General features: G+C 75.0%; 12 protein-coding genes. 10 read left to right on the top strand and 2 right to left on the bottom strand.

What is annotated here, in order from left to right; all coding sequences use genetic code 11:
- Positions 1-50: 50 nt before the first annotated feature.
- Positions 51-929: an SDR family oxidoreductase gene (locus ACFV8H_RS06510; protein ID WP_380396997.1), complete on the top strand. Its 879-nt coding sequence runs from the start codon at positions 51-53 to the stop codon at positions 927-929.
- Positions 930-957: 28 nt separating this feature from the next.
- Here the strand turns inward: ACFV8H_RS06510 and ACFV8H_RS06505 are convergent, their stop codons facing one another.
- Together ACFV8H_RS06505 and ACFV8H_RS06500 are read right to left on the bottom strand one after the other, a co-directional pair.
- Positions 958-1,740 (bottom strand): oxidoreductase, encoded by a 783-nt coding sequence (locus tag ACFV8H_RS06505; protein ID WP_380396995.1) that lies wholly within the window; start codon positions 1,738-1,740, stop codon positions 958-960.
- A gap of 10 nt (positions 1,741-1,750) precedes the next feature.
- A complete protein-coding gene (locus ACFV8H_RS06500) occupies positions 1,751-2,197 on the bottom strand; it encodes an SRPBCC family protein (protein ID WP_380396993.1) in 447 nt (148 codons plus the stop codon).
- Between the two features lie 325 nt (positions 2,198-2,522).
- Here ACFV8H_RS06500 and ACFV8H_RS06495 point away from each other — a divergent pair, with 325 nt between their 5' ends.
- The 9 genes from ACFV8H_RS06495 to ACFV8H_RS06455 all read left to right on the top strand — a co-directional run bounded on the left by ACFV8H_RS06495 (position 2,523) and on the right by ACFV8H_RS06455 (position 14,840).
- Positions 2,523-5,225 carry an aldehyde dehydrogenase family protein gene (locus tag ACFV8H_RS06495; protein ID WP_380396991.1) on the top strand — a complete coding sequence of 901 codons (2,703 nt, stop codon included), beginning with the start codon at positions 2,523-2,525 and terminating at the stop codon, positions 5,223-5,225.
- A gap of 5 nt (positions 5,226-5,230) precedes the next feature.
- Positions 5,231-6,925, top strand: a complete 1,695-nt coding sequence (locus tag ACFV8H_RS06490) for a thiamine pyrophosphate-binding protein (protein ID WP_380396989.1) — start codon at positions 5,231-5,233, stop codon at positions 6,923-6,925.
- The gene (gene fabF / locus ACFV8H_RS06485; protein WP_380396987.1) at positions 6,922-8,199 is read left to right on the top strand and encodes a beta-ketoacyl-ACP synthase II; all 1,278 of its coding nucleotides are present in this window, start codon (positions 6,922-6,924) and stop codon (positions 8,197-8,199) included. The genes ACFV8H_RS06490 and fabF overlap by 4 nt, the downstream gene beginning before the upstream one ends.
- A gap of 9 nt (positions 8,200-8,208) precedes the next feature.
- On the top strand, positions 8,209-10,302 hold the full coding sequence (locus tag ACFV8H_RS06480) for a condensation domain-containing protein (protein WP_380396986.1): 2,094 nt from the start codon (positions 8,209-8,211) through the stop codon (positions 10,300-10,302).
- On the top strand, positions 10,299-11,546 hold the full coding sequence (locus ACFV8H_RS06475) for an aminotransferase class I/II-fold pyridoxal phosphate-dependent enzyme (protein ID WP_380396984.1): 1,248 nt from the start codon (positions 10,299-10,301) through the stop codon (positions 11,544-11,546). The genes ACFV8H_RS06480 and ACFV8H_RS06475 overlap by 4 nt, the downstream gene beginning before the upstream one ends.
- 38 nt (positions 11,547-11,584) lie before the next feature.
- On the top strand, positions 11,585-11,827 hold the full coding sequence (locus ACFV8H_RS06470; protein ID WP_380396982.1) for an acyl carrier protein: 243 nt from the start codon (positions 11,585-11,587) through the stop codon (positions 11,825-11,827).
- Positions 11,824-12,585, top strand: coding sequence for an SDR family NAD(P)-dependent oxidoreductase (locus ACFV8H_RS06465; protein WP_380396980.1), 762 nt, complete (start codon positions 11,824-11,826; stop codon positions 12,583-12,585). Before ACFV8H_RS06470 ends, ACFV8H_RS06465 begins: the two co-directional genes overlap by 4 nt.
- 26 nt (positions 12,586-12,611) lie before the next feature.
- Complete coding sequence (locus tag ACFV8H_RS06460; protein WP_380396978.1) at positions 12,612-13,841, top strand: MFS transporter; 1,230 nt, start codon at positions 12,612-12,614, stop codon at positions 13,839-13,841.
- A gap of 162 nt (positions 13,842-14,003) precedes the next feature.
- Positions 14,004-14,840: an alpha/beta fold hydrolase gene (locus ACFV8H_RS06455; protein WP_380396976.1), complete on the top strand. Its 837-nt coding sequence runs from the start codon at positions 14,004-14,006 to the stop codon at positions 14,838-14,840.
- The last annotated feature ends 273 nt before the right edge of the window (positions 14,841-15,113 follow it).

The raw sequence follows: 15,113 nt of genomic DNA, 5'->3' as shown, positions 1-15,113 counted from the left end.
ACTGCTAGCCTGACGACAGTCACTGACATCACTCTTCCGGAGGTTCTGTCATGCAGGTGTTCGTCACAGGCGCGTCCGGCTGGATCGGCTCCGCCGTCGTCCCCGAACTCATCAAGGCCGGCCACCGGGTCACCGGGCTGGCCCGGTCCGACGCCTCGGCCGCCACGGTCGCCGCCGCCGGCGCCGAGGTCCTGCGCGGCGACCTCGGCGACCTGGACGCCCTGCGGGCCGGGGCCTCCGCCGCCGACGCCGTCATCCACCTCGCCTTCGTCCACGACTTCACCGCCTTCGACGCCTCGATCCGGACCGACGCCCGCGCGGCCGAGGCCCTCGGCGAGGCCCTCGAAGGGTCCGGCAAGCCGCTGGTCGTCGCCCACGGGACGCCGGCGGCACCCGGGCGGGCGGCCACCGAGCACGACCGCAGCGCCCCCGGATCGCTCGGGGCGGGCCGCGAGGAGAACGCCGCGGCCGTCCTCGCCCTGGCGGCGCGCGGCGTGCGCCCGTCCGTCGTCCGACTGCCCCGCACCGTCCACGGCGACGGCGACCACGGCTTCATCGCCCAGCTGGTCGCCGTCGCCCGCGCCAAGGGCCTCTCCGGCTACGTCGGCGACGGCTCCCAGCGCTGGCCGGCCGTGCACGTGCGCGACGCCGCCCGCCTGTTCCGCCTGGCCGCCGAACAGGCCCCGTCGGGCTCGATGCTGCACGCCGTCGGCGACGAGGGCGTGCCGACCCGCTCCATCGCCGAGGTGATAGGCCGCCACCTCGACCTCCCGACGGCCCCCGCCCCGGCCGAGGACTTCGGCTTCCTCGGCGCCATTCTCGCCGTCGACCAGCCCGCCTCCAGCGCCCTGACCCGCGACCTCCTCGCCTGGCACCCCATCGGCCCCGGCCTCCTCGAAGACCTCGAAGCGGGCCACTACTTCCGCTGACCCCACGGCACTTCCGGCCCCGGGGAGCTCAGAGCGTCTGGACCAGGCCGCCGTCGATGACGAAGTCGCTCCCGGTGACGTTGCCGCTGCGGTCGGCGGCCAGCAGCAGGACGAGGTCGGCGACCTCTTCCGGACGGGTGAAGCGGCCGGTCACGGACTGCGCGGCGGCGGTGCGGGCGACGGTCTCCGGGTCCGTGCCGGAGGCCTTCGCCACCGTCGCGGCGACACCGTCCTCGCCGAGCCACAGCCCGGTGGCGACCGGGCCCGGGCTGACGGTGTTGACGCGCACCCCGAGCGGACCGACCTCCTTGGAGAGGGCCTTGCAGAAGTTGGTGAGCGCCGCCTTGGCCGCGCCGTAGTCGATGACGGCCGGGTCGGGCAGGAAGGCGTTGATCGAACTCACCGTCACGATCGAGGCGTTGCCGCGGTCGATCAGGTACGGCAGGGCGGCCCGGGTGGTGCGGACGGCGGCGAGGAAGTTGACCGTCAGCGCCTGGAGCCAGTCGTCGTCGGTGACGGACCGGAAGCCGCCCGGCCGGGGCCGCACCGCACCGACGTTGTTGACGAGGATGTCCAGCCCGCCGAACCGGGAGACCGCCTCCCCCACCGCCGCTGCGGGGCCGTCCACGGTGGCGAGGTCGGCCGACACCGGATGCACCCGCGGGGCGAGGTCGGCCAGCGGGCCGGTGACCTTGCGCGCCACCGCCGCCACGTGCGCGCCCTCGGCGGCGAGTGCCTGGGTCACCGCGAGGCCGATGCCCTTGCTGGCCCCGGTGACGAGGGCGACCTTGCCCGAGAGGCCCAGTTCCATCGCGGGGCCCTCAGCCGGACCGCTCGACGGCGGCCTTGATCCGGCGGCCGAGGTCGGGGGCGTCCTTGCGGGCCGCGCGCAGGGCCGGGCCGAGCAGGAGCCTGCCGATGCCGTGGCCTTCGAGCACGTTGAAGATCCGGACCCTGGTCCGGCCGTCCGGCAGCGGTTCGAGGTCGTAACCGCCCTCGGCGGTGATCAGGTTCCGGCTCTGCTCGATCCAGCGGACCGTGCGCGGCGCGTCCAGGGCGGTGATCCGGAACTCCCGGGAGGTCTTCATCCCGGCGTCCTTCACCGTGCTGCGGAAGACCGTGCCGACGGCGGTCGGCCCGTCCGGCTCCTTGGCGATCTCCAGCACCCGGGGGCTGAACTCGGGGTCGTGCCGCCCGTCGGCGAGGCAGTCGAAGACCTGCTCCACCGGGCGGTCGACCTCGACGACCGCCTCGAACTGTCCGGACATCCCGGGCCTCCTCGCTCGGTGCCCCACCGGTTCACACCCCCGAACCAGGATTCCAGAGGGCCCCGCCCGCCGCCTCCCGGCCGTGGCCAGGATCCGGGCGGGGCCAGGATCCGGGCCGGGCAGTCGGCGAACACGCGGAAAAGAAACCGAAAAAGCAAAATGACTGGGATCATTCCCGTCGTGGGAAATTCGCTCACCGTATTTCTCTTTCGTCACTCGGGCATTCTTACGCCCCGTACCTGCCATGGCTTTCACAGTGGCCCTCGACAGCGTTCACCGGGTATGCGATAGTCGCTTTCGACCACCTGGTACCGAGGAGCACGAGTTGCCCATTTCCAGGCGTTTGATATCGCCCGAGGGGCGCATCTGGGAGACCGAGGAAATCCTGGCCCGGGTATTCGGTGCCACCGAACTCCTCGCCCACAGAAATGTCCGGCCGGGCTCGCGGGTGATGCTGAGCGGGGCCAATTCGCCGGAATGGGTCGTCGTGCTGCTCGCGCTCGTCCACCTCGACGCCTCGGTGGTGCTGGCCGATCACCGGGCCACCCCCGCCCAGCGGGCCCGGATCCGGCAGCTGGCCCGGGTGGTGCTCGACCTCGGCGACGGCGCGGTCGAGGCGGCGTCGCCGCGGAGCGGTGCGGCGACGGTGCCGGCGGCCGAGCCCGATCCCGCGGGCTGGGCGCGGCGGCGGGATGCCGCGATCTCGTGGTCCTCGGGCACGACGGGCAGCCCCAAGGGCATCGTGCGCTCCGGCCGGTCGATCCTGGACAACCTCGCGCTCAGCGCGGACCGCATGGGCTACCGGCCCGACGACGTCTTCCTGCCCGTGCTGCCGTACTCGCACCAGTACGGTCTCTCGCTGGTGCTCTGCTGGTGGCTGGGCGGGGGCACCCTGGTGGTCTACGGGCCGAGCACCCGTCTGGACCACGCGCTCGCCGTCGGCCTGGAGCACGGCCTCACCATCGTGGACGCGGCGCCGTCGACCTACTACAGCCTGCTCAACCTGCTCGACCGCCGCCCCGCGCTGGTGGGCGCGCTGGGGACGGTACGGGCCTGGTGCGTGGGCGGCGCCCCGCTGGGCCGCAGCCTGGCGGCCCGCTTCCACGCCCGTACGGGCCGGCACCTGCTCGACGGCTACGGGGCGACGGAGCTGGGGAACGTCGCGCTGGCGCCGCCCGCCGATCCGGTCGGCTGCGGCACCCCGCTGCCGGGGGTGGTCGTCGAGGTCCACGACGAGCAGGGCAGGCTGCTCCCCGGCGGTCGGCTCGGCGAGCTCGTGGTCCGCAGCGCGGGCCTGATGACGGGTCTGCTCGGCGAGGACGGCGAGATCGTCCCGGTCCCGGGTGCGGTGCACCGCACCGGGGACATCGGGCTGCTCGACGACGCCGGCCGGGTCTTCCCGATCGGGCGCAAGCACGCCGTGCACCGGGACGGGCACACGCTCTACCCCGACCACCTCGCCGAGCGGGCCGGGGCGGCCGGGGCGCGGACGGAGGTCGTCGCCGTGCCCGACGCCCGCCTGGGCTGCCGCCTGGTGTTCGTGGTCGAGGACCCGGACGGCCACCAATCCGCCCACTGGAAAGGGCTGTTGCGTCCGCTGCTGGCCCGCTACGAGCAGCCCGACCAGGTCGTGGTGCTTCCCTCGCTGCCGCTCACCAACACGGGAAAGCCCGACCGGGCCGTTCTGGAGAAGATCGCCATGACCTCGCTGCCCGCGTCGCACCGGACGACCGCCGACACCACGGCACCGCCCACCACCCCGGACGACTACCGCATCCCCTTCCCCGACCGGGTCGACGCGCTGCGCGCGGTGCGCCGGTACGTGGCCGACCACGAGGACGCGGTGCTGCGGATCCTCACCGAGGTCTCGCCCCACCGCACCGCCGCCACCGAGATCCGCTCCTTCCTCGCCGCCCTCGACGGCGCGGAACAGGAGGTCCGCCGCGTCCGGCCCGGCCACGTGCCCCGGGCGGCGGTCTTCACGCCCTCCAACATCCCGCTCTATTCCTATGCGCTCTACATGCTGGTGGCGTCCCTCTACAGCGAGAGAATAACCTTCCGGCCGTCCTCCGAAATCCGGGGCCAGATGCAGCGCCTGCACGATCTGCTGGCACCGGTCCACGGCCTGCCGATCACCCTTTCCGGGCTCAGCCAGCGCAAGTTCGTGACGGGACCGGTGCGCGAGGCCGACCTGATCGTCTTCACCGGTGACTACGCCAATGCCGAGACCATTCGGGAAGGCCTGGCGGAGGACCAGCTGTTCCTCTTCTTCGGCCACGGCATCAACCCCTTCGTGATCGCGCCCGACGCCGATCTCGCACTCGCCGTGCACGACGTCATGCGGATCCGGCTCTACAATTCGGGCCAGGACTGCTTCGGTCCCGACGTCGTGTTCGCCCCGAAGGGCCGCACCGAGGAGTTCGTCGACCGGCTGTCCGCCGAGCTCGCGTCCCTGCGCTTCGGTCCGAACGGCGACCCGGCCGCCGACTACGGCCCGCTCTTCTACGACTCTGCGCTGATCGACTGCTCGGACTACCTGGTGCGGCACGCCCGCCGCATCCGGCACGGCGGGCGCATCGACCTGCCGTCCCGCAAGGTCGAACCGACCGTGCTGCTCTGGGGCTTCGACGACAAGCTCCCGCTGGAGGAGATGTTCGCCCCGGTGTTCAACGTGGTGGCCTACCCCAGCGCGCGGCTGCTGCGCGAACGGCTGGCGAGCCCCTACTTCGGCGAGCGCGCACTGGGCGCGATGGTGTACGGGAACGATCCGGCGACGGTGGAGGTCCTGACCAGGCGTCACCGCACCTGCGTCAACCACACCCTGCTCGACGCCGAGGACGGCAACCGTCCGTTCGGCGGCTTCGGGCTGCGCGCCAACTACCTCTCCTACGGCGGCGAACGGCGCGCCGAGCCGCTGCTGATGTCGCAGGCCGTGGCGCGGGTCCTCCCAACGGCCGTCCCCGCCCCGGCCGTCCCCGCCCCGGCCGTCCCCGCCCCAGCGGTCCCCGTCACGGCGGTCGGGGAGTGAGCCGGGTGGACCGGCGGCACCCGGACGCCTGGTCGGCGATCGTCGAGCTGCTGGTGGCGCACGGGGTGGACACCTGCTTCGGACTGCCCGGCGACGACCTGGAGCTGCTGCGCGCCCTCGACGCCGCCGGCCTGGACCTCGTCCCGTGCCGCGACCAGCGCAACGCGATGTACATGGCCACCGGGTACGCGCTGCAGTCGGGCCGGCTCGCGGTCTGCGCGCTGGGCAAGGGCCCGGCCGTCACCCACGCGGCCACCGGGCTGCTGGAGGCGCGCGAGTCCGGTGCGCCCGTGCTGGTGCTCGCCGCCGGAACGCCCGAACGCCGCCGGGGCAGTGGCGGGTTCCAGGAACTCGACCAGGTCGCCGTGACGGCGCCGCTGGTCCGCTGGGCGCACCGGGTGGGGCACTCGGACCGGGTCGTCCCCGCGACGGTGACGGCCCTGACCCGGGCCGTGGGGCCGCCGGCCGGGCCGGTGTACCTGGAAGTGCCCGACGACGTCCGCACGGCCGAGGTGCTCGTCCCCGGAGCGCGGCCGAGCCTGCCGGAACCGCTGTTCGACGCCGAGCCGCTCCCCCGGACGGCGCCGGGCCCGGCCCTGGCGGCACTGCGCGCGAGCCGGCGTCCGGTGCTGCTGGTGGGCGGCGGGATGCGGCACCGCAACGGCGGCGGCGCGGTCGAGCGCCTCGCCGACCGCCTCGGCGCGGCGCTGTTCACCACCGCCTCCGGCCGGGGCGCCGTGGACGAGCACCACCCGCTGTTCTGCGGCGTGGCGGGCCTCTACGCCGGGCGCCCCGCCCGGGAGTTGTGGGCCTCCTGCGACCTGGTGGTGTCGCTCGCCGGCCGGCTGGAGGAGACGGTCGTCGAGGGCGGGGAGCCGTGGCCGTCCGTCCCGGTGGTCCAGGTCAACCTGGACCCGGGCGGGCTGTCGGCCGAGTTCCCGGGCCCGCGCGTGCTCGGGGACGCCCGGCACGCCGTGCTCGGCTGGACGCGCGCGCTGGAGGAGGACGGCGGGGCCGGGCGCGCGGAGGCGACCGGCGCGTGGGCGGACGCGGTCGTCTCCGCCCGCAAGGCCCTGGAGCTGGACGTGGCGGCCGAGTTGGCCCGCGCGGCGACCCTGCCGGGGATCCGCGTCGCCGAGCTGCTCGCCGCGCTCGACGCCACCGCCGACGGGCCCCGCGTGCTGGTCCAGGAGAACGGGCTGCAGGACATGTGGTCCTACGGCTTCCCCTTCCGGGTCGGCGGCGGGTCGGTGGTGCCCTCGGAGCAGACCCCGCTGGGCTTCGGCGCGGCCGCGGCCATCGGGGTCAAGCGGGCCGCCCCGGACCACGAGGTCACCGCGTTCGTCGGGGACGGCGCCTTCCTCGCGGCCCGCGCGGACATCGCCGCCACCGCCCGCAGCCACGGCGGCGTGCTGTACGTGGTGCTGTGCAACGGCGGCTACGGCTGGCTGGACGCCCAGCGCGCCCGCCTCGGCCTCGACCCCGGACGCCATGCCTTCACCCGCCCGGACTCGCCGCCGCCCGCCGTGGACGGGCCGGACGTCCACTGCCGGGTGCTGCGCGACAAGGCCGCGCTCACCGCCGAACTCCGCACCGCACGCCGGTTCTGCGCCCGGGGCGGCACCGCCGTTCTCCTGGTGCCGGTCTCCCCCGACGACGTCCTCCCGGCCGTCCGCGACGCCGGGGTGGTGCCCCAATGACCGGCACCGGACCGCGGGTTGACGCCGGGTACGGCCGGTACCGGCGCCGAGTGGTCGTCACCGGGTACGGGGCGGTGACCCCGCTCGGCCACAGCGCCGAGGAGACCTGGACGGCGATGCTGGTCGGGCGCAGCGGCATCGCCGCCGTGGACGCGATCGACGTGACCGGTCTGGACGTCCGGATCGGCGGGCAGGTCCGCGGCTTCGTGCCCGGCCGCTACATGCCGCCGGCGGTCCGCCGCCGCACCGACCCGTACGCCCAGTACGCCCTGGCCGCGGCGCTGGAGGCGTGCGGGCACGCCGGGCTGGTCGTCGACGACGGCCTGGCGCCGAGGGTCGCCGTGGTCATCGGCAGCGGCTACGGCCCGGTCGGGTCGATCTACCGGGCCGCCGACACCCTGCGCGCCCGGGGGCCGCGGGCGATCAGCCCGTTCGCCCAGGTCACGACCGCCATGGACAGCGCCGCCGGGGAGATCAGCATGCGCATCGGGGCCTGGGGGCCGAGCCGGGCCCAGAGCACGGCGTGCGCCAGCGGCGCGGACGCGGTCGGCGCGGGGATGCGCATGATCGCCACCGGCGAGGCCGACGTCGTCCTGGCCGGCGGCGCGGACGCCTGCGTCACCGCCGTCGACCTCGCGGGCAGCGGCAACGCCCGTGCGCTGTCCCGGCGCAACGACGACCCGACGGCGGCCTGCCGGCCGTTCGACGCGCACCGCGACGGGTTCGTGATGAGCGAGGGAGCCGCCGTGCTGGTCCTGGAGGCCGCCGGGACGGCCGAGCGTCGGGGCGCCACGGCGCTGGCCGAACTCGCGGGCTACGGGGCGAGTTCGGACGCCCACCACTGGACCGCGCCGCACCCGCAGGGGCGGGGCGCGTGCCTCGCCGTCGAGGCGGCACTGCGCGACGCGGGGATCACCGGGGCGGACGTGGACTACGTCAACGCGCACGGCACCGGGACGCTGCTGAACGACGCCACCGAGACGGCGGTGCTGCGCCGGGTGCTGGGCGAGCGGGTCACCCGGATCCCGGTCAGCTCCACCAAGTCGATGACCGGGCACATGATCGGTGCCGCCGGGGCCGTCGAGCTGGTGGCCTCGATCCAGGTCCTGCGCACGGGCGACGTCCCGCCGACCGTCAACTGCGACGAGCCGATCGACCCGGAGATCAACTTCGTGCCGCACCGGGCGCAGCACCACGAGCGCCTGCGGATCGCGCTCAGCAACTCCTTCGGTTTCGGGGGCCACAATGCCGCCCTCGTGGTCCGAGCGGTCTGAGGGCCGACCGTGCACCGCCGCCCGGAGATCGCCACCGCCGGCACCGCGACCGGCGCCGGCACCGTCACCCGCAGCGGGCCGCTGACCTGGGTCCAGGAGTGGCACTGGTTCGAGCGCACCGTGCCCCCGGCCCGACGGGTGAACCCGACGCCGCTCGCCGACCACTGCCACGTCCCGCCGTCGGCCTCCCTCGCCGACGTCCACGCGGCGCTCGCCGCCCTGACCGCCCGGCACGAGGCGCTGCGCACCACCGTCGATCCGCTGTGCCCGGTCCAGCACGTGCACCGCGCGGACCGGGCGCCGCTGCCGGTCGACCACTTGGACGTCCCGGTGGTCGACGCCGCCACCCTGGAGGCCGCCACCGCGGCCCTGGCCGCCCGCCCGATCGACCCCGAGCGGAACCCGCCCTGGCTCGCCCGGGTGCTGCTGACGGCGGGGCAGCCGCGGGCGGTGCTGATCGCCGCCCACCACGTGCTGATCGACGGGTGGGGGCTGGCCGTGCTGCTCGACCAGCTGCACGATCAACTGCGCGGCGCGGCGGCACCGTTGGGGACGGCCTCGCAGCCGCTCGACGCGCTCGCCGCCCAGACGCCGGAGCGGGCCCGCGCGGCGGAGCGGGAGTGGCTGACGCGCCTCGCGGACAACCCCGCCGGGGTACTGGCCCCGTTCGGCGGGTCCCCGGACGGCGGGTCCCCGGACGGCGCCGGGCGCCACCGCCTCCAGCACCGCTCGGTGGGCGCCTACCGGCACCTGCGCCACATCGCCCGGCGCCACCTGGTCAGCCCCGAGGTCGTCGTGCTGGCGGCGCTGGCCCACGACGTCGCCGCGCGTACCGGCGAACTCCGCTTCCTCGCCTCGGTGGTGGTCTCCAACCGGGCCCGGGCCGCCGTGCGGAGCAGCATCGGGGTCCGGGCCCTGACCGTCCCGGTGCAGATCGACCTGCGTCCGGGCGCGGCCTTCGGCGAGGTGGTCGCCTCGGTCGCCGCCGCCTCCGCGACGGCCTACCGGTACGGCCACTGGCGGCCCGCCGAACTGGTCGCGGCCCAGGCGCGGACGGACCGTCGCCGCGGGGTCAGGACGGTGCCCACCATCGAGTACAACTGCTACTCCTGGCCGCGCGGTTACCTCGTCCCGGGGTACCTCGACCCCCCGGTCCCGGCGCCGGGCACCTCGCCGGACGGGTCGGGCGACGGCTGGCTCCGCAGCGCGCCCGACGAGCCCTGCGACACGCTCTACGTCGACCTCGCCCTCGACGCGGGGGCCGTCACCCTCGACGTCACCGTCGGGGACCACCTGCTCGACGCCGGGCAGGCCGCCGCCCTGCCCGTCCGGCTGTGCGCCCTGCTGCGCGCTGCGGCCGACGGCGCCGAGTGCCCCGTCCCGGCGCGCCCGACCGCACCGGCCGCCCCCGGGTGGTGGCGCGCCCCGCAGGGCTGGGTGCGCCCGGCCGCGGTCGCGGCGGTGCTGCGCGCCTGCCCCGGGGTGCTCGACGTGACGGTGGCGCCCGGCGGGGAGGTGACGGGGGCGGACGAGGAGCCGCACCTCGTCGCCCGCGCCCGCACCGCCCCCGGCGTCACCCCGCAGGACCTGCACCGCCACGTGCTGGACCACCTCGACGAGGTGCCGGGCCTGCTGGCCCCGGGCCGCTACGTGCTCTCCCCGGCCGGGCCCGGCGCCACCACCACGACCCGCACGGAAGCGCTGCGGGTCCCGCGCCGCCCGCCCGGCACGGCCGCCGAACGGGCGCTGGCCGCCGCCGTCGCCGCCGCCGCCGCCGCACCTGGTGGCCCCGGCGGACCCGGCGGACCCGGCAGCCCGGACGCCGTGGACCTGAACCGCTGTCTGGCCGACCACGGCGTCACCCTGGTCGCCGTCCCCCGTCTGCTGGCGCTGCTCCGCCGGTCCGGCCTCACCGGGATCGCGTCGGACGAACTGGCCGGAACGGCCTCGCTCGGCCACCTCGCCGCCGCCCTGGAGCCCGCACCGCCCGCACCGCCCGCACTGCCCGCACTGCCCGCACCGCCCGCACCAGCAGCAACACCAGCAGCACCGCCACCACCCCTGCCGCCCCGCGCCCACCGTGCAGGAGGGACCTCACCATGACCGCGCCCCGCAGCACCGCACCGCCCGCGGACCGCCTGGCCCCGTGGGCCTTCGCCGCCTTCGTCGAGGCCAACACCCACGACACGGCGTACCGCCCGCCGGTCGTGGACGGCCCGGTCGGCCCGACCGTCGTCCGCAACGGCCGCGAGCTCGTGAACTTCGCCAGCATCAGCTTCCTCGACCTGGAGCGCCACCTCCCGGTGCGGCGCCACTTCGCCGAGGGGGCGCTCGCCCACGGGCTGAGCACCAGCGGCTCCCGGATGACCCAGGGGATCTGCCGCCCGCACCAGGTGCTGGAGGAGACGATCGCCCGCCACACCGGCAAGGAACGCGCCATCAGTTTCGCCACCGGACTGCTGGCCAACATCGGATTCGTGCACGCCATGAGCAGTTCCGCGCACTTCGACGACGGGATCGAGGTCCGCAACCACGACACCGTCTTCGTGGTCGACCGGGACGTCCACTGGAGCATCTGGAAGGGCCTCCAGGGGCTCGACTACGGCCGCCACGTGCACGCCTTCCGGCACAACGACGTCGCCGACCTGGCCCGGATCCTGCGCCGGGTCCGCGCCCGCAAGACGGTGGTGATCGCCGAGAGCATCTACTCGGCCGACGGCACGATGGGGCCGATCGTGGAGATCCTCGACGAGTGCGACCGGCACGGCGCCGTCAGCATGATCGACGACGCGAACGGCTTCATGGTCTACGGGCCGGAGCACCGCCCCTACGCCCGGGAGGCGGCCGCGATCCGGGAACGGGCCGACTTCGTGATGGTGTCGCTGTCGAAGGCCGTCGGCCTGGAGGGCGGTGCGATCGCCGGTCCGGCGGCGGCCGTCGACGCCTTCGAACTCCTCTCCGGCACCTCGATGTTCACGGCCGCCATCCAGCCGCCGACCGCCCACGCGGCCGACCGCACGATCGCCGCCCTGGCCGGCGATCCCCGGATCGTCGACGACTACCTGGCCCATGCCGCCCGCCTGCGCCGGCGGATGCACGAGGCCGGCACGGCGACGACGCCCACCGAGTCGTACATGCTCTCGGTGCCGATCGGGAACGACGCCGCCGCCCTGCAGATGCGGGAGTGGTTCGTCGAGGACGGCTACCTCGTGCCCGTCTTCTCCTACCCGGCGGTCGCGCGCAACCAGGCGCTGCTGCGCCTGTTCCCGCACGCGGGCCACACCGAGGAGCAGGTGGACGGCTTCCTGCGCACCCTCGTCGACTACCGCCGCCGCCTCGGCGTCTGACCGCCCCCTGGCACCCCCGTCCCCCTCCGGAGGAACCCGTGACGAACGACCACGACATCCTGGACGCCATCGCCGAGATCATCGAGGAGGTCCTCGGCGTCGACTCCGCCGACGTGAGCGCCGAGACCTCGTTCGCCGACGACCTCGACGTCGACTCCCTGGCCATGATGGAGATCGCGGTGGCGGTCGAGGACCGGTTCGAGGTGAAGATCCCCGACGACCGGGTCAAGGACCTGCGGACGGTCGGCGACGCGGTGAACTACGTCGCCGGGCGCCGGTGAACGTCCTCGACCGCTTCCGGCTGGACGGCCGCGTCGCCGTGGTCACCGGCGCCTCCTCCGGCCTGGGCATCGCCTTCGCGACCGCGCTGGCCGAGGCCGGCGCCGACCTCGTGCTCGCCGCCCGGCGCGCCGAACGCCTGGAGGCCGTGCGCGCGACCGTCGAGCAGCTCGGCCGCCGGGCCCTCGCCGTACGGACCGACGTCACCGAACCGGCCGACTGCCGCGCCCTGGTCGACGCCACCGTCCGCACCTTCGGACGGCTGGACGTCCTCGTCAACAACGCCGGGATCAGCAGCGAACACCCGGCGGAGGAGGAGACCCCGGAGCAGTTCCGCGAGGTCGTCGACACCAACCTCAACGGCGCCTACTGGATGGCCCAGGCCGCCGGCGCGGTGATGCGGCCCGGCAGTGCCGTCGTCAACGTCTCCAGCATCCTGGCCCTGGTCACCGGCGGCCTGCCGCAGGCCGCCTACTCGGCGTCCAAGGCCGGGCTCCTCGGGCTCACCCGCGACCTCGCCCAGCAGTGGACCCCCGGCCGGGGCATCCGGGTCAACGCCCTCGCCCCCGGCCTGTTCCCCTCCCCGATGACCGACGGCTACGCCGAGGGCTACCTGGAGGCGGTGCTGCCCCGGGTGCTCTCCGGCCGCCTCGGGCGGCCCGAGGAACTCGCCGCCGCACTGGTCTTCCTCGTCTCCGACGCGGCGTCCTACGTCACCGGCACCACCCTGACCGTCGACGGCGGTACCCACATCGCCTGACCGTCCCGACCACGGAGGAGCGGAGAGTGACGATCGGCGAGCGCCACGGCCGGCTCGGCCGGTCGCACCTGCGGCGCCTGGTCGTCGGCCAGGGACTGGCGGCCGTGACCGACGCGCTGTTCATCGTGTGGCTGACCCTCTTCGTGCTCGACCGGGCGGAACCCGGCCTCGCCACCGGGTTCGTCCTGGTGGCCGTGGCACTGCCCCGGGCGGTACTCCTGCCGCCCGCCGGAGTACTGGTCGACCGCCTCGGCCCCGACCGGGTGGTGGCCGCCGCCGCCTGGCTCCGGGTCGCCGTGCTGCTCACCCTCGGCGCCCTGGTCACCTTCGCCGCGCCGTCGCTGACCACCGTCGCGCTGCTCGGCGGCCTGCTCGGCGCCGCCGACGCCGCGTACTTCCCCGCGGCGCTGGCGCTGCTGCCCGCCGTCGTGCCGACCGAGCAGCTCGCCCGGGTCAACGGCCTGGTGCAGGGCGCGGAGTCGGGCGGCGACCTGGTCGGCCCGGCGGTGGCCGCCGGCTGCATCGCCGCGGCCGGCTTCCCCGCCACGCTCGGCGGGATCACGGCGATGGCCGCCCTAGCCGCCGCCGCTTTCAGCACCCTCGCCCGGGTGGTCCGGCGCACCGGCGACCGCGACGACAAGGGCGACGGCGACGAGCAGCCCGGCAACCTGCGCGCCCTCACCACCGGGCTGGGGTACGCCTGGCGCGAGCCCGTGGTCCGGGGCATGCTCGCGGCCATCGCCCTGATCAACCTCGCGGTCGTCGGCCCCGTCCTGGTGGGCGGCGCCGTCCTCGCCGACCAACGCCTCGGCGGCGCGGGCGCCCTGGGCATCGTGCTCTCCGGCTTCGGCGCCGGCTCGCTGGCCGGCTCCCTGGCGGCCGGCCGGCGACCGCCCGCCCGGCGCGGCCGGACCGTGGTCGGCGGCGTCGCCGCGATCGGCGCGGGCATGGTCGGCCTCGCCGCCGTCACCCAGGTCCTCACCGCGACGGCCGTGGCCTCGCTCATCGGCCTCGGCTCCGGCTTCCTCGGCGTGGTCGTGGTGTCCACCCTCCAGGAGCGGGTGCCCGAGCCCCTGTTGGGCCGGGTGCTCAGCCTCGTCGTCCTGGCCACGGTGGCGTTCGACCCGTTCTCCTACGTCCTGGCCGGCGCCCTGCTCCCGTACGGCACGACCCCCCTGTTCCTGACCTCCGGCGGCGCCGTCCTCACCTGCGCCGCCCTGGTCGCCACCAGCCCGGCGATCCGCGCCCTGCACTGACCGCCGGGGCCCGGGCACCTTCGGCGGCGCTCCCGGGCAACACGCGGTGCGCTCAGCGGCAACCGGCCCGGCAGGACCGGCCCTAGCGTGTCGTGCACCGCAGCCGCACCGACCGTCGGCTGCACGCTGCACGCTGCACGCAAGAGAGAGTGAGCACCGCCCATGCCGTTCATCACCGTCGGCCAGGAGAACTCCACGCCCGTCGAGCTGTACTACGAGGACCACGGTTCCGGGCAGCCGGTCGTCCTCATCCACGGGTTCCCGCTCGACGGGCACTCCTGGGAGCGGCAGAGCGCCGCGCTGCTCGCCGCCGGCCACCGGGTGATCACCTACGACCGCCGGGGCTTCGGCCGGTCCTCGCAGCCCACGACCGGCTACGACTACGACACCTTCGCCGCCGACCTCAAGACCGTGCTGGACACCCTCGACCTCCACGACGCGGTCCTGGTCGGCTTCTCGATGGGCACCGGCGAGGTCGCCCGCTACGTGTCCGCGTACGGTTCCGCGCGCATCGCCAAGGTCGCGTTCCTGGGCTCGCTGGAGCCCTGCCTGCTCAAGACCGCCGACAATCCGGACGGCGCCGCCCCGCAGGAGTTCTTCGACGGCATCGTCGACGCCGTGAAGGCCGACCGCTACGCCTACTTCACCGCCTTCTTCCGCGACTTCTACAACCTGGACGAGAACCTCGGGACCAGGATCAGCGAGGAGGCCGTCCGCAACAGCTGGAACACCGCGGCCGCCAGCGGCTCCCACGCCTCCGCCGCCGCGCCGTCGACCTGGTACACCGACTTCCGCGCGGACATCCCGCGCATCGACGTGCCGGCCCTGATCGTGCACGGCACCGCCGACCGCATCCTGCCGATCGACAGCACCGGCCGGCCGTTCCACCGCGCCCTGCCCTCCGCCGAGTACGTGGAGATCGAGGGCGCGCCGCACGGCCTGCTGTGGACCCACGCCGAGGAGGTCAACGAGGCGCTGCTGGCCTTCCTCGCGAAGTGACCGCACGGCCGGTCCCGGCCCCGGCCCCGGTCTCTCCCCGTCCCACCGGACGGCGGAGGGGCCGGGGCCCCGGCCGTTCCGGGGCCCGTACGGCACCGTTCCGTCGGTGCACCGATGGAACGGAGATGGTGCACTCTGCGCAAACTCCGCTCCACACAAGGGATCTAACGTTCTGTCATGTGATCGGGCACGTCGGGCCAACGCCCGGCCCGCCCGGCCGCCGCCCTCCGCCGCCCACCCCCGGGCGGCCACCCCAACCCTGTGACAGGAGGC

This window comes from Kitasatospora sp. NPDC059827, from assembly GCF_042731675.1.
Taxonomy (GTDB): domain Bacteria; phylum Actinomycetota; class Actinomycetes; order Streptomycetales; family Streptomycetaceae; genus Kitasatospora.
Note: the sequence above shows the minus strand (reverse complement) of the source record. Positions and strands in the feature narration are given on the sequence as shown.